Annotated in this window: 15 protein-coding genes and 3 pseudogenes; 6 read left to right on the top strand and 12 right to left on the bottom strand. The window is 64.3% G+C overall.

What is annotated here, in order from left to right; translation table 11 throughout:
- Positions 1-20 precede the first annotated feature (20 nt).
- The 4 genes and pseudogenes from UP09_RS39065 to UP09_RS29050 all read right to left on the bottom strand — a co-directional run.
- A pseudogene (locus UP09_RS39065) lies at positions 21-206 on the bottom strand (integrase core domain-containing protein); the annotation flags it as partial.
- Positions 185-266 (bottom strand): annotated as a pseudogene (locus UP09_RS39070) (integrase core domain-containing protein); the annotation flags it as partial. The pseudogenes UP09_RS39065 and UP09_RS39070, both read right to left, overlap by 22 nt.
- A gap of 24 nt (positions 267-290) precedes the next feature.
- Positions 291-1,007: pseudogene (locus UP09_RS29045) on the bottom strand (helix-turn-helix domain-containing protein); the annotation flags it as partial.
- A gap of 69 nt (positions 1,008-1,076) precedes the next feature.
- Positions 1,077-2,555 (bottom strand): protein adenylyltransferase SelO, encoded by a 1,479-nt coding sequence (locus UP09_RS29050; protein ID WP_044541805.1) that lies wholly within the window; start codon positions 2,553-2,555, stop codon positions 1,077-1,079.
- Positions 2,556-2,749: 194 nt separating this feature from the next.
- On the opposite strand from UP09_RS29050, the gene aspS reads away from it, so the two are divergent.
- Positions 2,750-4,525 carry an aspartate--tRNA ligase gene (aspS, locus tag UP09_RS29055; protein ID WP_044541806.1) on the top strand — a complete coding sequence of 592 codons (1,776 nt, stop codon included), beginning with the start codon at positions 2,750-2,752 and terminating at the stop codon, positions 4,523-4,525.
- A gap of 108 nt (positions 4,526-4,633) precedes the next feature.
- On the opposite strand, the gene UP09_RS29060 is transcribed toward aspS, so the two are convergent.
- The gene (locus tag UP09_RS29060; protein WP_044541807.1) at positions 4,634-6,616 is read right to left on the bottom strand and encodes an aq_1923 C-terminal domain; all 1,983 of its coding nucleotides are present in this window, start codon (positions 6,614-6,616) and stop codon (positions 4,634-4,636) included.
- A gap of 240 nt (positions 6,617-6,856) precedes the next feature.
- Between UP09_RS29060 and UP09_RS29065 the strand changes: the two genes are divergently transcribed.
- Together UP09_RS29065 and UP09_RS29070 are read left to right on the top strand one after the other, a co-directional pair.
- Positions 6,857-9,166, top strand: a complete 2,310-nt coding sequence (locus UP09_RS29065) for an NADP-dependent malic enzyme (protein ID WP_044541808.1) — start codon at positions 6,857-6,859, stop codon at positions 9,164-9,166.
- 157 nt (positions 9,167-9,323) lie between these two features.
- On the top strand, positions 9,324-9,776 hold the full coding sequence (locus tag UP09_RS29070; protein WP_044541809.1) for a DoxX family protein: 453 nt from the start codon (positions 9,324-9,326) through the stop codon (positions 9,774-9,776).
- Positions 9,777-9,886: 110 nt separating this feature from the next.
- Here UP09_RS29070 and UP09_RS29075 read toward each other — a convergent pair whose 3' ends face one another.
- From UP09_RS29075 to UP09_RS29090, 4 genes are all read right to left on the bottom strand, one after another.
- Positions 9,887-10,456: a dihydrofolate reductase family protein gene (locus tag UP09_RS29075; RefSeq protein ID WP_044541810.1), complete on the bottom strand. Its 570-nt coding sequence runs from the start codon at positions 10,454-10,456 to the stop codon at positions 9,887-9,889.
- Positions 10,457-10,481: 25 nt separating this feature from the next.
- Complete coding sequence (locus tag UP09_RS29080) at positions 10,482-11,471, bottom strand: polysaccharide deacetylase family protein (protein WP_044541811.1); 990 nt, start codon at positions 11,469-11,471, stop codon at positions 10,482-10,484.
- 181 nt (positions 11,472-11,652) lie between these two features.
- On the bottom strand, positions 11,653-12,222 hold the full coding sequence (locus UP09_RS29085) for a glutathione peroxidase (protein WP_044542617.1): 570 nt from the start codon (positions 12,220-12,222) through the stop codon (positions 11,653-11,655).
- Between the two features lie 109 nt (positions 12,223-12,331).
- Positions 12,332-14,167: a L,D-transpeptidase gene (locus UP09_RS29090; RefSeq protein ID WP_044541812.1), complete on the bottom strand. Its 1,836-nt coding sequence runs from the start codon at positions 14,165-14,167 to the stop codon at positions 12,332-12,334.
- 223 nt (positions 14,168-14,390) lie between these two features.
- On the opposite strand from UP09_RS29090, the gene UP09_RS29095 reads away from it, so the two are divergent.
- Positions 14,391-14,948, top strand: coding sequence for a CreA family protein (locus UP09_RS29095; RefSeq protein WP_044541813.1), 558 nt, complete (start codon positions 14,391-14,393; stop codon positions 14,946-14,948).
- Between the two features lie 55 nt (positions 14,949-15,003).
- Here the strand turns inward: UP09_RS29095 and UP09_RS29100 are convergent, their stop codons facing one another.
- Positions 15,004-15,237: a hypothetical protein gene (locus tag UP09_RS29100; protein WP_044541814.1), complete on the bottom strand. Its 234-nt coding sequence runs from the start codon at positions 15,235-15,237 to the stop codon at positions 15,004-15,006.
- Between the two features lie 406 nt (positions 15,238-15,643).
- On the opposite strand from UP09_RS29100, the gene UP09_RS38225 reads away from it, so the two are divergent.
- Both UP09_RS38225 and UP09_RS29105 read left to right on the top strand, forming a co-directional pair.
- Complete coding sequence (locus UP09_RS38225; protein ID WP_197082758.1) at positions 15,644-15,799, top strand: hypothetical protein; 156 nt, start codon at positions 15,644-15,646, stop codon at positions 15,797-15,799.
- 43 nt (positions 15,800-15,842) lie between these two features.
- Positions 15,843-16,244 (top strand): hypothetical protein, encoded by a 402-nt coding sequence (locus UP09_RS29105; RefSeq protein ID WP_044541815.1) that lies wholly within the window; start codon positions 15,843-15,845, stop codon positions 16,242-16,244.
- 54 nt (positions 16,245-16,298) lie between these two features.
- On the opposite strand, the gene UP09_RS29110 is transcribed toward UP09_RS29105, so the two are convergent.
- Complete coding sequence (locus UP09_RS29110) at positions 16,299-16,568, bottom strand: DUF6719 family protein (protein ID WP_044541816.1); 270 nt, start codon at positions 16,566-16,568, stop codon at positions 16,299-16,301.
- A 148-nt stretch (positions 16,569-16,716) separates the two neighbouring features.
- Positions 16,717-18,243, bottom strand: coding sequence for a MocR-like pyridoxine biosynthesis transcription factor PdxR (pdxR, locus tag UP09_RS29115; RefSeq protein ID WP_044541817.1), 1,527 nt, complete (start codon positions 18,241-18,243; stop codon positions 16,717-16,719).
- Positions 18,244-18,279: the final 36 nt, after the last annotated feature.

Consider the following 18,279-nt stretch of genomic DNA (forward strand, 5'->3'; position numbering starts at 1 on the left):
CTCGCAATTGTGCAAGTTCACTAATTCGCTGATTGAATGGGTTCAGTTTTGGTCGCAGCGAAGTCCTTTGGTGTCTGGCCGCCAAGGGCCTGATGAGGCCTGTGGTTGTTGTAGTAGATCAGGTACTCGAAGAGTTCATTGGCGAAGTGATCGAGGTTATCGAAGGTTGCCCCATCGATGACGTCGTCGTCGAGGGTACGCCAGAACCGTTCGATCTTGCCGTTGGTCTGCGGCCGATAGGGTCTGGTGTAGCGATGCTTGATGCCGAGTTCGAGGAGCATGGCTTCGAAGGGATGCTCTTCACGGTTGTTTCGGGATGCGAACTCGGCGCCGTTGTCGGACATGATTTCGGCGAAGACCAGCCCATAGGTGACGTTGAGGGTGTTGATCATCTTCAGCGTCCTGAACATGACCGGCAAGGCTTTCTTGGAGGTGATGACCTCGGCCCAGGCCAGGCGCGAGCAGCTGTCGATCAGGCTGACGATATAGGCCGTGGCCGGGGGTGGCGCCAGGAACACGTCGCGTGGCAGCTGATGCAGATCGACATGGCCAAGTTCGCCGAGCTTGTCCTTGATAATGCGGCGTTTCTCCTCGCGCATCGCCGGCGTGCGCCGGTTCAGATGATAGCGTTTCAGGACCCGGTAGATCGTCGACGGCGAGGGTAGCGTATCGCGCCGCTCGCGCAAGACAGCATGGATCTCGTAGCGGTTCATCCCCCTCTGGCGGCAAGCAACGATCTCGGCCTCGATGCCTTCCGGTTCGCGCCGTTCCTTCCACTTCGGTCCGCGCCGCCGCGGCAAGAGGTCGGCCTCCTCGCCGCTTTGCAAATAGCGGTTGTAACACTTCCGGAAGGTTTGCGAGCAGGTGCCGTGATGCCGATAAAAATCTCCGACCCGGCGGAACGTTGCCGACCGCCCGGCTTTCACCGCCTCGTATTCCGGGATCAGGAACCGCCACTTCTGCAGGTAGTTCCGCTCAATCGTCCGGTCGTAGCTGTTGTCGCGCATCGAATCCTCCCGCAAGAGAATTCAATCAGCGAATTAGTGAACTTGCACAGCAATGACGGGGGAGAGAGCTTACGTCCCGCAGAACGTCTGCGTGACGCGCTGCTCCGGCAGCGGAGGTTCGGCGTAGGCCGCGTACTGCGGGTGGTCGTCGAACGGTTTTGATAGCACCGTCAACAATTCCTCGAACGGTGCGTAGTCGTCGTTGCTGACAGCCGCCTGGATCACCGCTTCGACGCGGTGGTTGCGCGGGATGAAGGCGGGGTTGACGGCGTGCATCGCGGCCTTGCGCTCGGCCGATGTCTGCGGCTCCAGCGCGGTGCGCTCGCGCCAGCGGGCTGCCCATTCGTCGAAGGCTGCGGGGTCGGTGAATTGGGCGCGGACATCGGCGATGCCGGCCTCGTCGCCCGCGGCATGGCCGAGCTGGCGGAAGGTCAGGGTGAAGTCGGCCTCGTTCTTCGCCATTGCGTCGAGCAGGTCCTGAATCAGCGCCTCGTCGCCGTCGCGCGCGGTGAACAATCCCACCTTCTCGTGCAGGCCGGCCTGATAAGCCGTCGTGAACTTTTCCGGGAATTCGCCGAGGATCGCCTGCGCCTGCTCGATCGCTCTGTCCTTGTCGTCCGTGAACAGCGGCAGCAGGCATTCGGCGAGCCGGGTCAGATTCCACAGCGCGATCCGCGGCTGGTTGGCATAGGCGTAGCGGCCCATCTCGTCGATCGAGGAAAACACCTGGGCGGGGTTGTACGCGTCGAGGAAGGCGCAGGGGCCGTAATCGATGGTCTCGCCCGAGATCGAGGAGTTGTCGGTGTTCATCACGCCGTGAATGAAGCCGACCAGCAGCCAGCGGGCGACGAGCTCGGCCTGTCGCGCCACGACGCCGGCGAGCAGCGCGTGATACGGCTGGTCGGCGTCCTTCACGTGCGGATAGTGCCTGGCGATGACATGGTCGGCGAGCGCGCGGATGCCGTCGGTGTCGCCGCGCGCGGCGAAGAACTGGAAGGTGCCGACGCGGATGTGGCTCGCAGCGACACGGGTCAGCACCGCGCCGGGCTGCGCGATCTCGCGCTGGACCCGTTCGCCGGTGACGACAGCGGCAAGCGAGCGGGTGGTCGGAACGCCGAGCGCAAACATCGCCTCGCTGACGATGTATTCGCGCAGAACCGGACCGAGCGCGGCGCGGCCGTCGCCGCGGCGGGAGAACGGGGTCGGGCCGGAGCCTTTGAGCTGGATGTCGCGGCGGACGCCACCCTTGTCGATGACCTCGCCGAGCAGGATGGCGCGGCCGTCGCCGAGCTGCGGCACAAAGTGCCCGAACTGGTGGCCGGCATAGGCCATCGCGATCGGGTCGGCCCCGTCGGGGACGCGTTTCCCGGCGAGGATCTCGGCGCCCTCAGGCGTCGACAGCAGGTCGGCGTCGAGGCCGAGCTGGATGGCCAGCGGCCGGTTCAGCTTGATCAGCCGGGGGGCGGCCACCGGGGTCGGCGCGACCCGGGCGAAAAAGTTCGCCGGCAGCGCCGAATAGGTGTTCTGGAACGGGAAATGGACGGTCATGTCGGAAAGATAGGGCTACGGGGCGAATAGGCAAACGGTTCGCGCCAATGGTCCCGAAAATGTGCGATTTCGGGCCAAAACCGGCCGTTCCCTTGGTTGCCGCACCCGGCCTCGTCGGGTAAACCCTCCGCAACATCGGATAGGCCATTTTGGCTTGGTCCGATTCTCCTCCGACATCAGTTTTTGGAACTAATATGCATCGCTACCGGTCACACACATGCGGCGCGCTCCGAGAGAGCGATATCGACCAGACGGCCCGGCTGTCAGGCTGGGTTCACCGTGTCAGAGACCATGGCGGCGTGCTGTTCCTCGATTTGCGCGACCATTACGGCATCACCCAATGTGTGGCCGATCCGGATTCGCCGGCGTTCGCCGAGGTCGAGAAGTTCCGCTCGGAGTGGGTGGTGCGGATCGACGGCAATGTCCGGCGCCGCCCCGCCGGCACCGACAATACGGAATTGCCGACCGGCCTGATCGAGATCTACATCAAGGAGATCGAGGTGCTCGGCCCCGCCGCCGAGCTGCCGCTGCCGGTGTTCGGCGAGCAGGAATATCCTGAAGACATCAGGCTTAAGTACCGTTTCCTCGACCTGCGTCGCGAGAAGCTGCATCAGAACATCATGACCCGCGGCGCTGTCGTCGATTCCATGCGCAAGCGGATGAAGGAGCAGGGCTTCTTCGAATTCCAGACCCCGATCCTGACGGCGTCCTCACCGGAGGGCGCGCGCGATTTCCTGGTGCCGTCGCGCATCCATCCCGGCAAATTCTACGCGCTGCCGCAGGCGCCGCAGCAGTACAAGCAGCTCCTGATGATGTCGGGCTTTGACCGCTACTTCCAGATCGCGCCGTGCTTCCGCGACGAGGACCCGCGCGCCGACCGCCTGCCGGGCGAGTTCTATCAGCTCGACGTCGAGATGAGCTTTGTCACCCAGGACGACGTGTTCTCGGCGATGGAGCCGGTGATCACGGGCGTGTTCGAGGACTTTGCCAAGGGCAAGCCGGTCACGAAGAACTGGCCGCGGATCCCGTTTGCCGAAGCGGTGCGCAAATACGGCTCCGACAAGCCCGACTTGCGCAACAAGATCGTCATGCAGGAGGTCTCCGAGCACTTCCGCGGCTCCGGCTTCAAGGTGTTCGCGCGGATGCTGGAAGACCCGAAGAACCAGGTCTGGGCGATCCCGGGCACCGGCGGCGGTTCACGCGCGTTCTGCGACCGCATGAACTCGTGGGCGCAGGGTGAAGGCCAGCCCGGCCTCGGCTACATCATGTGGCGCGAGGGCGGTGAGGGCGCGGGTCCGCTAGCCAACAACATCGGACCTGAACGGACCGCTGCGATCCGCGACCAGCTCGGCCTGAAGGAGGGCGATGCGGCGTTCTTCGTCGCCGGCGACCCGGAGAAATTCTGGAAGTTCGCTGGTCTCGCACGGACAAAACTCGGCGAGGAGCTGAACCAGATCGACAAGGATCGGTTCGAGCTCGCCTGGATCGTCGATTTCCCGATGTACGAGTATGACGAGGAGAACAAGAAGGTCGACTTCTCGCACAACCCGTTCTCGATGCCACAGGGCGGTCTTGACGCGCTGAAGTCGCAGGACCCGCTGACCATCAAGGCGTTCCAGTACGACATCGCCTGCAACGGCTACGAGATCGCCTCCGGCGGCATCCGCAACCACAAGCCGGAAGCGATGGTCAAGGCGTTCGAGATCGCGGGCTATGGCGAGCAGGAAGTGGTCGACCGCTTCGGCGGCATGTACCGTGCGTTCCAGTACGGCGCGCCGCCGCATGGCGGCATGGCGGCCGGCCTCGACCGCATCGTGATGCTGTTGTGCGGCACCAACAATCTGCGTGAGATCTCGCTGTTCCCGATGAACCAGCAGGCCATGGACCTGCTGATGGGCGCGCCGTCGGAAGCCTCGGCCAAGCAGCTCAAGGAACTGCACGTCCGGGTCAATCTGCCGAACAAGGGATAGGCGGAGAGGCTGCGTAGCCCGGATGGAGCGAAGCGAAATCCGGGAACGGTGTTGCCGCAGGAGAGACTGCCCCGGATTGCGCTCCGCTCCATCCGGGCTACGGGAGCGTCATAACCCTGTCGAGGCCTCGATCTTAAATTGCGCGAGCGCCACCAGCGGATCGGTCCTGAGCAGCTGCATCAGTTGAGCCGCCGGCACCTTGCCGAGCGGTGTCACTTTGATGACGAGCGTCTGCCCCGGCGTCTCGACAAAGCTTGTGACGGCCGCAAGCAAGGCGTTGGCGTCGGGATTGGCCGCGCCGATCGCCTCGCCCTGCGCCTTGATGGCGTCGAGGATGGCGCGCCGCGCGTCGTCGCGGCTGATGTTCTGGACGCCGGCAAACTGCGCGATCCCTAACTCGACGCAGCCGAGGTCCCGCAGCGTGATCTCGAGCGAGCCGGCCTCGATCTGACCCGCCACGGTCGCTGCCTGCGCCGTATCTGACGAAAAGACCCCGCGCGGCACGTTGGCGAGCGAGACGCGCGCCTGCGCCTTCAAGAGGTTACCGAGTTCGAGCGACACCGGCTCCAGTGCGAAGCTGCGGGATGCTTCCGTCCAGGCCGCGCCGAGATCGAAGTCGAGCGCGATCGTATCCATCCCGGCGGCGGCGAGCGGCTGCAATCCGACGTCCGTCCGGTCGATCGGCGAGGTCAGCTTCGCGGTGACATGGGCCTTGCTCGGGATCGGTCCGACAAACTGGCCCCAGCTCAGGTTGATGGTGTCGATGTTGATCGGCTTGCTGGTGTTCTTGTAGGGCGCGACGAGGCCTTTGACCTCGACGCCCTGGATCAGCGGCAACAGCGCAAAGGCTTGCGCGGCCGACGGCTTTTGCGCGGAAAACTCCGCGGCCATTCGCATCAAACCGGAGATGTTGAGGGATTTCAGCGCGAAGCGTCCGAGCTTGACGGGCCCCTTGGGCGCGCGCGCATCCAGGCCCTCGAAGGCCATTTCGCCGATCTTGCCGTTGTCGATGTTGAACCGCATCGCCTGGAGCTTCATCGGGCCCTGCGGCGTATCGACCGAGAGCCCCTGCAGCTCGGTGTTTCCGATCCGGATGCCCGCATAGAGGGTGGCCATTTTTTCCATCATATCGCGCACTTGCGCTTGTGTCGGCGGCGCGGCGCCAGCCGGCGGGATCGCTGCCATCAGGGCGGGGAGTTGCAGCCGTGACGGCTTGAAGGCGACGTCATCGATGGTCATGCCATCGATCCGCATGTTCAGGCCTTGCGTTGACGTGATGATGTAGGGACCGGCCGAGATGTGCCGGTAGGCGCGGTACTCCTTGTCGTCGTTGGCCTTGCCCGGATCGAAGATGGCGGCCATCGCGCTGACATCGACGTCGGAGGCGACCAGATTGGCGAGATTGCCGGTCATCTTGATCGGCTTGCCGGCCGGTTGCGAATTGACCGTGAAGGTGAACCCGTCGGTCTTGATCGAGGCGATCTTGCCGTCCTTGAGGTTCTCCAAAGCAACGCCCAAATAGGCGAACTCGCCGCCGTCGCTGTGCATTTGGGGGCCGAAAGTGATCGTCCCTTTGACCTCGGGGACGCTGACCGATGCCGCGCTGATGCTTGCCAGCTGTTCGAACCCGAACCGGTACAGATCGAACAGCGACGCCGACGCCGGGAGCTGGCGAGGGCCGGCTGGGCCGGAGTAATCTTTCACCGCTATCCGCGGCAATTTGTAGGTCAGGCCCGCGATCGTCTGGCCTGGTGCCGCCGCGCCGACCTCGACATCGGTGGCCTCGATGCTATCGGCGGAAAATCGCGTTGCGTCGCCCTCGCGGACGCCCGACGCTGTGAAGCTGGCAATCTTGATGCTGACCGGAGGCTGTGTGGCCGATTCGCTGGCAATGTCGGCGATCGTGACCGTGCGGCTCCGCAGGTCGAACGAGACCTTGCCATGATCGGCTTTGGCACCCGTGGCGCGGATTTGCGCGAATACCGCCTCGACCTCGCCCTTGACCCGATGCTGGATGTAGAAGTCGAAGCCGAAGAAGCCTCCCACCGCGACGACGACGACCGCAATCAAGCCCAGCAGGATTTTCTTCATTCGGTCAACTCCGGATCAAGCAGAGAACAAAATTGCCATTCCCCGGCCCGATGACCGGGGAGAGAAGGGGTGATACGGCTGCGCCGGGGTGCCTGCCGGCGGCCTGTTGACGGGGAAATTATCGAATATTGCATCCGAGCGGCTGGACGTGCTTCACATCCGGCTCGATTTGCCGGCAAACTGATTTGCCTTGGACTAGCATAGAAACAAGACTTCAGGGCCGGAAACGCGGGAGCACGCATGTCGTCATCGTCCGAAGAACTCCATAACGCGGCGCTCGCCTATCACCGCCTGCCGCGGCCGGGGAAACTTGAGATCCAGGCAACCAAGCCGCTCGCCAACCAGCGCGACCTCGCGCTGGCCTATTCGCCCGGCGTGGCAGCGGCCTGTATGGAGATCGCCAACAATCCGGCCGAGGCAGCGACGCTGACGACGCGCGCCAATCTGGTGGCGGTGGTCTCGAACGGCACCGCGGTGCTTGGCCTCGGCAATATCGGCCCGCTGGCCTCCAAGCCCGTCATGGAAGGCAAGGCGGTGCTGTTCAAGAAATTCGCCGGCATCGACGTGTTCGACATCGAGATCGACGCCAACACCATCGAGCGGGTGGTCGAGACGGTGGCGGCGCTGGAGCCGACCTTCGGCGGCATCAATTTGGAAGACATCCGCGGGCCGGAGTGCTTCGAGATCGAGGCCCAGCTCAAGGCGCGGATGAAGATCCCGGTGTTCCACGACGACCAGCATGGCACCGCCATCATCGTCGCAGCCGCGATCACCAACGGCCTGTTGCTGAACGGCAAGAAGCTGCCTGACGTCAAGATCGTCTGCTCGGGTGCCGGCGCGGCAGCGATCGCCTGCCTCAATCTGCTGGTGTCGATGGGCGCGCAGCGCAAGAACATCTGGGTCTGCGACATCGATGGCGTGGTCTACGAGGGCCGCAATACCACGATGGACCGCTGGAAGGCGGTCTATACCCAGACGACCGATGCCCGCGTGCTCGGCGACGTGATCGGCGATGCCGATATTTTCTTGGGCCTGTCGGCACCGAACGTGCTGAAGCCCGACATGGTCAAGCGGATGGCGGATCATCCGCTGGTGATGGCGCTCGCCAACCCGAACCCGGAGATCATGCCGGACGAGGCGCGCCAGGCGCGCCCCGATGCGATGATCTGCACCGGGCGGTCGGACTTCCCGAACCAGGTCAACAACGTGCTGTGCTTTCCCTTCATCTTCCGCGGCGCGCTCGATGTTGGCGCCACTGCGATCAACGAGGAGATGAAGCATGCGGCGGTCGACGCCATCGCGCAGCTCGCGCGCGATCCGCCGTCGGACGCCGTGGCCCATGGTTTCGATACCGGCGAGACGCAGGGGTTCGGCCCGGGCTCGCTGATCCCGAGCCCGTTCGATCCGCGCCTGATCCTGCGGATCGCGCCGGCGGTGGCCAAGGCCGCGATGGAGTCAGGCGTCGCGACCCGGCCGATCACCGATTTCGACGAATACGCCATCAATCTCGAGCGCTTCGCGTTCCGCTCCGGCCTCACCATGAAGCCGGTATTCGCCAAGGCCAAGACCCAGCCGGTGCGCGTGATCTACGCCGAAGGCGAGGACGAGCGCGTGCTGCGCGCGACGCAGGTGGTGCTGGAGGAGAAGCTGGCGCGGCCGATCCTGGTCGGCCGTCCGTCGGTCGTCGAAGCCCGGATCCAGCGCTTTGGCCTCTCGATCAAGGCCGGGCGGGATTTCGACCTGGTCAATCCCGAGGACGATCCGCGCTACCGCTCCTATGTGCAGTCCTATATCGACGTCGCCGGCCGGCGCGGCGTGACGCCGGAGGCGGCGCGCACGGTGGTTCGCACCAACAACACGGTGATCGCAGCACTTGCGGTGTCGCGCGGCGAGGCCGACGCGATGCTGTGCGGCGTCGAGGGCCGCTACATGAGCCATCTGCGCCATGTCCGCGAGATCATCGGCTTCCAGCCGGGGATCAGCGATTATGCCGCGCTGTCGCTGTTGATCACCACCAAGGGCGCCCATTTCATTGCCGACACCCAGGTGCGGCCGAATCCGAGCGCGGAGGAACTGGCGGAGGTGGCCTCGCTTGCGGCGATCCACGCCCAGCGCTTCGCGTTCAAGCCGCGGATCGCCTTCGTGTCACATTCCGACTTCGGCAGCTATGATACCGAGTCGTCGCGCAAGATGCGCCGGGCCACCCAGCTGCTGAAGGAAAGGCATCCGGAGATCGAGGCTGACGGCGAGATGCAGGGCGACACCGCGCTGTCGGCGTTGGCGCGCAAGCTGGTGCTGCCGCATTCCAAGCTGGAGGGCGAGGCCAACATCCTGATCATGCCGAATCTCGACGCCGCCAACATCGCCTATCAGATGATCAAGTCGCTGGCGGACGCGCTGCCGGTCGGACCGATCCTGATCGGCCCGGCGCGCCCGGCGCATATCCTCACCCCGTCGGTGACGGCACGCGGCATCCTCAACATGACCGCGGTCGCCGCGGTCGAAGCCCAGGAGCGGGCCGGCCGCGCACAGCCGACACTGTTTGGGTAAGAGCCTGCTTGTTTGAGCATGACCTTTTCGGAAAACCGCTGCGCACTTTTCCGGTTCATGCTCTAGCGAGACCGATTCGATTTGATCGAAGCAGGCGGAACGACCATAATCGTTGCGCCTGCTCCGTCCGATTTCTGCCATCCAGTGAGGCCGACCCATGCCAGCGTTCATTACTTTCGGGCGCGTTTTGTTCGCCGTGCTGTTCCTCTATTCGGGGGCGACCAAACTCTTCGGCATCCAGGCGACCGCCGACATGCTGACGGCCAAGGTGGTCATTCCCGCCGTGATCGCGCCCTATATGCAGCAGATCGAAACCTTTGTCGGCATGCCGTTCATGCAGCTACTGGCGATCACGATCGGCGGCTTCGAAATCCTCGCTGGTCTGATGATCGCGGTGAACGTGCTGACGCGGTTCTTTGCGATCCTGCTGATCATCTTCATCTGCGTTGCGACCTTTTACGCTCATGACTTCTGGAATCAGGCCGCGCCCGACAACGGCAAGACCTTGATCGATGCGCTGAAGAACCTTTCGCTGATCGGCGCGCTGTTCGTCATCGCCGGCTACGGCCGCGGCCCGCGCAGCACCGAGCCAGCTTACGGGGACGTGTAGGGCGATCACTGTAGGATGGGTAGAGCGCAGCGAAACCCATCACCTTTGGGCCGAGAAATCGATGGGTATCGCTGCGCTCCACCCATCCTACGAAGTCATCTTCTACGATCCTATGGGGACGTTTTGGGCTCGCGCCGCCACGGCGTGACGCTGACGTCGTGTGCGGCGTCGATCAGCTGCGGCTCACCGGCGCGCAGGCCATGCGCCGCCAGCACCTGCTGCGGGGTGCGGGCGGGGACGCCGGGGAAGCATGGCTCGCCGTTGGGGATACGCACGCGCGGCGCGACCGACAGCCAGAACGTGTCGTAGCGGTCCATGAACATGCCGAACACGCTGGGGCCGCCGATGATCGCGACTGTGCCCGATGAGACGCCGGCCTCGCGGCTTGCCCTCTCGAAGGAACAGCCGGCGGGATTCCACAACAGCGCCTTTGGATTGGTCGGGTCGGGCGCGATGGTCTCGACATCGCCGGTCAGGATGATGCGGCGGCGCTTCGGGGCATTCGGCTGCTCCTCCTCGGAGTGGCGACCGTGCACGACCAGATCGGCGCGGTCGAGCGCTGATGTGAAGAACCGCTTGTCGCCCTCGACCTTGAGATCGTCGGGCATGACATTATGCGCATTCGCCAGCCGGCCGTCGGCGGAGACGATGACATAACCCTCGATACGCAGCGCCGGCACGCGTCTTGTCGTCCGCTGTCGGCGCTTACTGGTTGACCGTCGTGACGACGCTGTCGACCGGCCGCGAGCTCACGGTCGGCAGCTTGACGTCCTTGGCGAGCTCCTGCTCGTATTGCGGCAGCACCGTCGCCGGGAATTTCGCGCGCATCGCGACCACCTTGTAGCCGCCGGCCTTCAACTGCGTCAGCAGTGTCGGCAGCGCCTCCGCGGTGTGCTTCTGGAAGTCGTGCATCAGGATGATGCCCTTGCCGAGCTTGGCGAGCCTCTTCATCACGGTGTCGATCACGGCTTGCGAATTCTTCGACTTGAAGTCGAAGGAGTCGAGGTCGCAGGAGAAGATCGCGATGTTGCGAGTGCCGAGATAGGTCACCATCTGCGGCGGGTGCTGCAGCGCCGGGAAGCGGAAGAAGGGCGCGGGCGAGACCTCGAGCGCCCATTTGACCGCAGCCAGTCCGCGCTCGATCTCATCCTTCCTCTGATCATCGGTCAGCTTCTTGTTGCTCTGATTCTCGTGCGACCAGGTGTGCGAGCCCACCGTGTGGCCTGCGGCATAGACCTGGCGCAGGATCTCAGGGTGATAGGTCGCGTGCTTGCCGATCGGGAAGAAGATGCCCGTGGTGCATTCATCCGCCAGCGCCTTCAGCACCGCCGGCGTGTTGGCCGGCCACGGACCATCGTCGAAGGTCAGCACCACCTCGTGGTCGCGCAGGAAGTCGAGCTGCTTGAAATGTTCGAAGCCGAAGCCCGGACCGCCCGTGGTGTCGATCTCGACGGTGCGGGCGACGCCGAGCGCAGTCGGGTTGTTGCAGGCGGCACGCGCCGGCTGCGCGGGTTGCTGCGGCGGGACCGGAGCCGCAGCAACGGGCGCCGGGGCAGCAGCCGCAGGTGCGGGAGCTGCCGCCTGTGGTGCGGCCGCTGGCGCTGCGCCCTTGGCTGCCGGCGTCTGGGACCAAGCTGCACTCGACGCGAGCAACGACACCGTCCCCGCGAAAATCAGACCTGCCGCAATGCGCATGGTGTGTTCCTTGCTGATCCCGCTCCCGGTACGGCCTGTTGCCGTGGCCGGGCGGCTCTCACCCCGTAACGAGAATACCCTAGTTGGATCGCCGCCGCCAAGGCAACGACAAGGCAACGGACGTGGCGGCTTTGTGTCCAAAATCCCCGACCGATCAGTTAATTCCGGGGATTACCACGCATCACGCCGCCGCAAGAGTCCGGGCGATTGCGGTCTTGATCCGTGTGTCCTCTGGTGTGACGGACTCCGGGAAGACGTCGGCGATGTAGCCGTCGCGGCCGATCAGGTATTTGTGGAAGTTCCAGTGGGGCACGTCCTTCGGTCGCGCCTCGGCCGCCCATCGGTAGAACGGATGTGCGTTGGTGCCCTTGACGACCGCCTTGGCTGCGATCGGGAAGGTGACGCCATACTGGTGCTGCGCCGTCTCGGCGATCTCGGTCGGGCCGCCCGGCTCCTGACCGCCGAAATCATTGGAGGGGACGCCGATGATGGCGAAGCCGCGATCGCGGAATTCGGTCCACAGCTCCTGCAGGCCGGCATATTGCGGGGTGAAGCCGCAGAGCGAGGCGGTGTTGACGATCATCAAGGGATGGCCGGCATACTCGGCGAGGCGGATGTCGCCGCCGGCCAGCGCCGGAAATGAGAACGCGTAAGCCGTGATCCGGCTCATCGCGGGCAGCTCGGCATGCACCGTGCGCGATCCGGCCGCAGCAGCCAGTCCCGCCACGATCAGTGTCCTGCGGTCGATCATGGTCATGTCCCCGGACAGATTCTGTGGGGGATCATAGTCCAGGTTGCAGGTCTGGAGCTTCAAGATGCCGTCATTGCGAGCGAAGTGGGCTACGAATGCCCCGCCGAGCCTAGCGCAGCGGCACGATGAAGTCGGTGCCTTCTCCGGTCTCGCCCTGGTTCACGCCAAGGTCGGAGACGATGATCGATCCGCCGGTGCCCAGCATGTCGGTGATCCGCGCCATCGTGTCGGCGGGAATGGTGATGCGGTCGAGGGCCTCGGCCGGGCTGTTCACCGTGGGCTGCGGCTTCGTCTCGATTGCCGCGGCGCCCGTCATCTTGTGACGGCGGGAGGGCCGATCCTCGTCGTCGATCCGCGCGGCATTGCGGGTCGGCAGTGTGACCACCGACCAGTGCAGCGCATTGGTATCGGTCTTGTCGGCTTCCGCCGTGAACACATGCGTGCCCAGCGGCCGGTCGCTCGCCGCGATCGTCACCGGCGACTCGAACAGCGGCGCAAAGTTCTGCCGCACATAAAGCTTGGAATCTTTGCGGCTGATATAGACCGCGATTTGGCCGGTGCGCTTCGGCACGTCGGCCTTTGCCAGGGCCGGCAGCCGAGCCGGATCTTTCTTCGCATCGGGCGCGTCGGCTGCCTTCACCGGGTCGGCGGGCTTGTCCACGCTTTTGGCTGCATCGACCTTCGGCGCCTCGGCGCCGGCAACGTCGGGCTTGGCCGTATCGGATTTCGCGACATCAGCCTTCAGTTCATTAGCCTTCGGTTCATTAGCCTTTGGTTCAGCAGCCTTGGCTTCGGCCTTCACATGGTCGCTTGCGGAGACCTCGGTCTTCCCGGCGTCGGAGCTGGCGGTGACGGGCGTTTCACCGATCGTCTTCTTGTCAGCGGTCCCGCTGCTGTCGCTGGCGGCTGCATCGGTGGACTTGCTCTCGGCCGGCTTCTCCGTGGTTGCGGAGGTCGAGGGCTTGTCAGCGGCGGCCTGGGCGTCCGGTTTGGCGTCGTCGGCCTTGGCTAAACTGGCCTCACTCTTGACGGCATCTTTGGTCGCTTCCTTGTTGGCTTCGTCGGGCTTGTCGGCGACGGAGGAGGCGGCATCCGACATCGTCGCCGACGCGCTGGCGGCCGGCATCGCGCCGCTGGCGTCAGCGGTATGGGTGTTGTCGCGCAGCGAGGCCTGTTCGACATGACCGACCGTCGAACGCAGCTCGAGGCTGGTCTCCGGCTTGTCCGCGCCCTTGTCGCCCTTCACGCCGAGCGGCGCATCGGCCTTCGGAACATCGCTGGCGACCGGTTGCGGCACGACCCGCTGCGTCACCAGCAGCGGATGCGAGAAACTCTCCGGAGAGATTGTGCCGGGCGTGACGATCACGCGGGCACCCATCCGGGTCCAGTTATACATCTTGACCGCGAATGCCATCGGCATGCGGATGCAGCCATGGGAGGCGGCATAGCCGGGCAACACACCGGCGTGCATCGCGATGCCCGACCAGGTGATGCGCTGCATGTACGGCATCGGCGCGCCGCTATAGATGTTGGACTGGTGGTATTTTTGCTTCTGGATGACGCTGAACGCACCCATCGGGGTCGCATGCCCCTTCATCCCCGTCGACACCGGGCTTTCGGCGTACAAGCCATTGGCGTCGTAGACCCGCACTCTCTGCTGGTCGATCGAGACGTTGACGATCACCGCGCCCTGCGGCTTGGTACCGGTTTCCTTCTCGACGCCAGCGTCCTTCCTGGCCGGATTGCGCCGCGGCTTTGGCCGGTGTGGCGGCGGCGCCGGCTCGGCCTGGCTGCCGTAATAGGTGGTATCCCCGTTCCAGTAGTAGAGCGCTGCATCGGCCGGCGCGGAGGCGCCGACGGTGCCAGCGGCGGTCAGAACCGCAAACTGCCAAAACCGCTCATTTGCGAAATCAAAAATCGAAATCCGACGGCCGCTTGCGCGCATATTCCGAATCCCAGTCCAGACTAATCTGTTGGTTGTTGCAGACGGAAAACACGTTCACCAGCACAAGGGTCCTAACCCCTGCGTGATCGCGTGATTTTCGCGGAAAGCGTAACAAAAAAGCCTCACATAAGGTTAAAGCGGCGCTGAGATCACCAACCTGTTAGCGCCTACCGGTGCGGCCTTTGCGCACTACATAGGCCGAGACCCACCCGCGGAGACCTTTATGACGTCGAGAAGTGTGAGCCTGTGTGACCTTCGTGTTCTGTCTCGTTGGGGGTGTGCGTTGCTGCTTCTGGCGGTGGCCCTGGCGCAGGCCGGCCCGGCGGCTGCCGCTGACGACCCGGACCTGATCTTCCGCCGCTCGACGGTGTTCAAATGGCTGAGTCCCAACGACAAGCTCGCGACCTATGGCGTCGACGATCCCGAGGTCGAGGGCGTCGCCTGCCACTTCACGGTGCCAGAGAAGGGCGGCTTCAAGGGATGGATTGGCGTAGCCGAGGAAGTCTCTGATATCTCGCTCGCTTGCCGGCAGATCGGGCCGATCCGCTTCAAGGATAAGATGAGCCAGGGCGACGACATGTTCAGCAAGCGCCGCTCGCTGTTCTTCAAGAAGATGCAGATCGTCCGCGGCTGCGACGCCAAGCGCAACGTGCTGGTCTACATGGTCTATTCAGACCGGCTGATCGAAGGCTCGCCGAAGAACTCGACCTCGTCGGTGCCGATCATGCCCTGGGGGGCGGCCGACGCCAGCGTGCAGAAATGCGGCGAGTTTATTCAGTAGCCAAAACAGATGGTTCGGCTGCGAACTTCAGCCAGTGCGCAAATCGGCTATCGGCTCAGCTCTTAACTTGCCCGAGCTGCCTGGCACGGAAGTCGAAGCCGGCCCGTTCGGGCCGGACACTGGTGTCGCGGCATCCCACCAGCCGGACCAGCTTTTGCGGCGCGCATTCATTGTCGCCCATGACGTGGGCGCCCTGATGCGACATCGCGCCCGCCATCTGTGGCTGGCCGGGCTTACGGGTCGCGGAGTCCTTGCCAGCACCCATGTTGCCATTGTCCACGACTGACATCCTTCGTTGGATTGGGGGACGACAACGTGCCACCACGAAGATGGTTGCACGGCGCGCACATCAGTCGGCGGGAACCCAGATGCGGTTCACGGGTCGACTTTGCTGCGCCGCAGTCTGTCTCACCAGAGGAACGTTAAGAAAGCGGCAGTGACGGTGGCCCGCCCAACTGGGCGTTCGCCTCGAATTTCATATGCCTCGGATCGATCCGAATAGCTCCTGCAGGGCGGTGCCGCTGAAATTACTCGTCTTTTTTGGCCAATGTTTCGTCGGACCGTGGCTGACGAAACAATTCTCGCGCCGACGAAACCGTTTTTTGTTTTTGGCGCAGAACTCCGGAAACGCGAGATCGTTATCAAACCGTCAACCAAACGGCGGCGACGCCGATCGCACTACCGGAGACAGACAAATGCGGACCATCAGCTTCATCCTCGCCTTTGCCTTCGTGTTGGCCGGTCCGTCGCTGGCGGGTTCCTCGGACAATGGTCTGCCCGGCATCGGCACCTTCTCCTACAACGGCTCGCCGATTTCGACCTCGGCGCCGGTGGTGATGGCCGCCAACTAACCGCGACAAGCAAACCGAACAAAATTGCCGGTAAAGGCTCCATATGTTGCTTCGTATCTGTTCCGCGGCCATCCTCGCGTCCTTCGCCTTCGCTGGCGCCGCGCAGGCTCAAACCCAGCTTCCCCTCGAGTCGGTGCAGCTTCGTACGCTGTTCAAGATGCCCGACCAGCGTGAGGAATTCGTCCGCCAGTGCGTGCCGCATATGGCTGGCCGTTGGGCGCACCCCGATGCCGTGTGCGGCTGCTTGCACGACCATGCCGCAGCGGTTGTCGATGACGCCGACCTGCGTCAGGCAGTGTTGCGTGGCATCAGCGAGACCGGCGTGCCGACGATCGAGACCGACTGGGTGCCGCGGTCCAAGCAGTCCGAGATCGGACCGACCTTCACCAAGATCGCCAAGCCGACGCTGCAATGCATGTTCGAGCCGTCGACGACGACGAACTGAGCGGCACGCTCTCAAAGCGACGACGAAAGTGGCGCCTCGCAAATGCGGGGCGTTTTACTTTTTGGCAAACCGCGGCACGCAGGTGATGCTGCGCACCACGCCGTTCTGGTTCAGTTGCGCACCGGTGACCAGCTTGATCTTCCCCGCCGGGCACGTTCCGTCATCGACCAGCACGCGCTGACCGACGCGCAGATCCACGATGTCGCGCTCGTGCGAAACGGCCTGGGCCTGTTGGGCCGACGCGCCGACGTCCGTCGCGACAAGTGCGAGGGAGACGAGCAGCACACCGATGATCAGAACCAGGACATTGCGATGGCCGGGCATCCGGTATTTCCCATGGCTAGAGCGTTTTCAAGCGAAGTGGATACCGGTTCGCGTAAAGAAAACGCGTCAAAATATGACTCCAGAACTCCGTTCCGATTCCATCGGAACGGAAATGGCTCTGACGCCGATTGAACGCGTGCGACCTTAGTCAGGCGGTGCCGATTCTCATAGGGCGCGGCGGTGCGTGCGCGCCTTTCGATGTCTTGCGGCGGGCGCGCAGCGCAGCCAGCGCGGCCTTCGCCAATTGTTCCGCCGACGCGACGAGTTGCAGAACCGGATGGCCGGAGAATCCGAGCACGAATCCCGATAGCGGCGCCGCACGGTGATAGGTTTCGGCGAGCAGCCAGCCGCCGACGCCGGCGGCCGCCTTCGCCTCTGCTGCAACGAGCGGATCGGTCGACGGCGCGAGGCGTGCCACCAGATGCAGGCCTTGCGAGGGGACCGGAACCGTGAGTTCGCCTTCGGAAGCTGCCGCCAATGTCGACGCCAGCACATCGCGCGCGTCGCGATAGAGTTTGCGCGACTTGCGCAGATTGGCGGCGAAGGCGCCGGAGTTCAGCATGTCGGCGACCGCGCCTTCCATCAGGGTTGCGGGAAAGCGGTCGAGCGCGGCACGCGCCGCCGTGACCGGACCGACCAGTTGCTCGGGCAGGGCGCAATAGCCGATCCGCAATCCCGGAAACAGCGTCTTGGCAAAGGTGCCCATGTAGATCACGCGGCGCAAATGATCGATGCCGGCGAGCGACAACAGCGGCGCGCCGTCATAGCGGAACTCGCTGTCGTAATCGTCCTCGAACACGAAGGCGCCGGCGTCCTTGGCCCAATCGAGCAACTCGAGCCGACGCGGCATCGACATCTGCACGCCCAGCGGAAACTGATGCGACGGCGTGACGTAGGCGGCGCGCGCCGTCGGTGCCGATGCGCGCCCCTTGGCGACGCGCATGCCCGACGCATCGACCGGCACCGAAACCGGACGATAGCCGCAATGCTCGATCGCGCGCCGCGCGGCCGGATAGCCGGGATCCTCGCACCAGACCTGGTCGCCGGGTTTGAGGATCGCGCCGAGCACGATGCGCAGCGCGTGCAGCGTGCCCGACGCCAGCATGATTTGATCGGGATCGCAGCGCAGCCCGCGCGCCGACAAAAGGTGATCTGCGATCGCGGCGCGCAATTCGCTGCTACCGCGGGGATCGCCATAGTGGAGATGCTCGGGTCCGAACGCGCGCAGCCTCCGGCCGGCAAACGCGCGGAAACGCTGCAGCGCGCGTGCGTCGATATGGGTGCAGCCGAGCGACAGCGCGCTGTGCTGTGGCGGCTCGATCATGATCCTGGTCTTGCGCGGTGCGCCGGCCTGCGCCGGGATCCGCGCGGCGACGAAGGTGCCGGAGCCTGTGGTCGCGACCGCAAAGCCGTCGGCGATCAGCCGCTCATAGGCCGTGGTGACGGCGTTGCGGCGGAAGCCGGTCTGCTTGGCGAGCGCGCGCGACGGCGGCAGTGGTTCGCCGGGTTTCACGATGCCGCCGACGATGGCGTGGCACAGCGCCTGATAGAGCCGGTTCTGCGAGGCGGCGCCCTGCGTGACATGGGGGCCTGCAAGATCGAGCGGCAGCTCGGCCTTGCCCGGCGAAGACTTGCCTGGCGGGGATTTGCGCAAATTGGTCGGAATTTTTCGCATGGAATTGGCACTATCGCAGACCAAATCGTCCGCTAC

Source organism: Bradyrhizobium sp. LTSP885 (genome assembly GCF_000938305.1).
In the GTDB taxonomy this organism is placed as follows: Bacteria; Pseudomonadota; Alphaproteobacteria; order Rhizobiales; family Xanthobacteraceae; genus Bradyrhizobium.

What these genes read in the sequence shown, in the direction of transcription:
- UP09_RS29100 (WP_044541814.1), bottom strand. Translation starts at nt 15,237, where the DNA reads ATGTCAGTCGTGGACAATGGCAACATGGGTGCTGGCAAGGACTCCGCG.
- UP09_RS29060 (WP_044541807.1), bottom strand. Translation starts at nt 6,616, where the DNA reads ATGAAGAAAATCCTGCTGGGCTTGATTGCGGTCGTCGTCGTCGCGGTG.
- UP09_RS29065 (WP_044541808.1), top strand. Translation starts at nt 6,857, where the DNA reads ATGTCGTCATCGTCCGAAGAACTCCATAACGCGGCGCTCGCCTATCAC.
- UP09_RS38225 (WP_197082758.1), top strand. Translation starts at nt 15,644, where the DNA reads ATGCGGACCATCAGCTTCATCCTCGCCTTTGCCTTCGTGTTGGCCGGT.
- pdxR (WP_044541817.1), bottom strand. Translation starts at nt 18,243, where the DNA reads ATGCGAAAAATTCCGACCAATTTGCGCAAATCCCCGCCAGGCAAGTCT.
- UP09_RS29050 (WP_044541805.1), bottom strand. Translation starts at nt 2,555, where the DNA reads ATGACCGTCCATTTCCCGTTCCAGAACACCTATTCGGCGCTGCCGGCG.
- UP09_RS29090 (WP_044541812.1), bottom strand. Translation starts at nt 14,167, where the DNA reads ATGCGCGCAAGCGGCCGTCGGATTTCGATTTTTGATTTCGCAAATGAG.
- UP09_RS29080 (WP_044541811.1), bottom strand. Translation starts at nt 11,471, where the DNA reads ATGCGCATTGCGGCAGGTCTGATTTTCGCGGGGACGGTGTCGTTGCTC.
- aspS (WP_044541806.1), top strand. Translation starts at nt 2,750, where the DNA reads ATGCATCGCTACCGGTCACACACATGCGGCGCGCTCCGAGAGAGCGAT.
- UP09_RS29105 (WP_044541815.1), top strand. Translation starts at nt 15,843, where the DNA reads ATGTTGCTTCGTATCTGTTCCGCGGCCATCCTCGCGTCCTTCGCCTTC.
- UP09_RS29085 (WP_044542617.1), bottom strand. Translation starts at nt 12,222, where the DNA reads ATGATCGACCGCAGGACACTGATCGTGGCGGGACTGGCTGCTGCGGCC.
- UP09_RS29070 (WP_044541809.1), top strand. Translation starts at nt 9,324, where the DNA reads ATGCCAGCGTTCATTACTTTCGGGCGCGTTTTGTTCGCCGTGCTGTTC.
- UP09_RS29110 (WP_044541816.1), bottom strand. Translation starts at nt 16,568, where the DNA reads ATGCCCGGCCATCGCAATGTCCTGGTTCTGATCATCGGTGTGCTGCTC.
- UP09_RS29095 (WP_044541813.1), top strand. Translation starts at nt 14,391, where the DNA reads ATGACGTCGAGAAGTGTGAGCCTGTGTGACCTTCGTGTTCTGTCTCGT.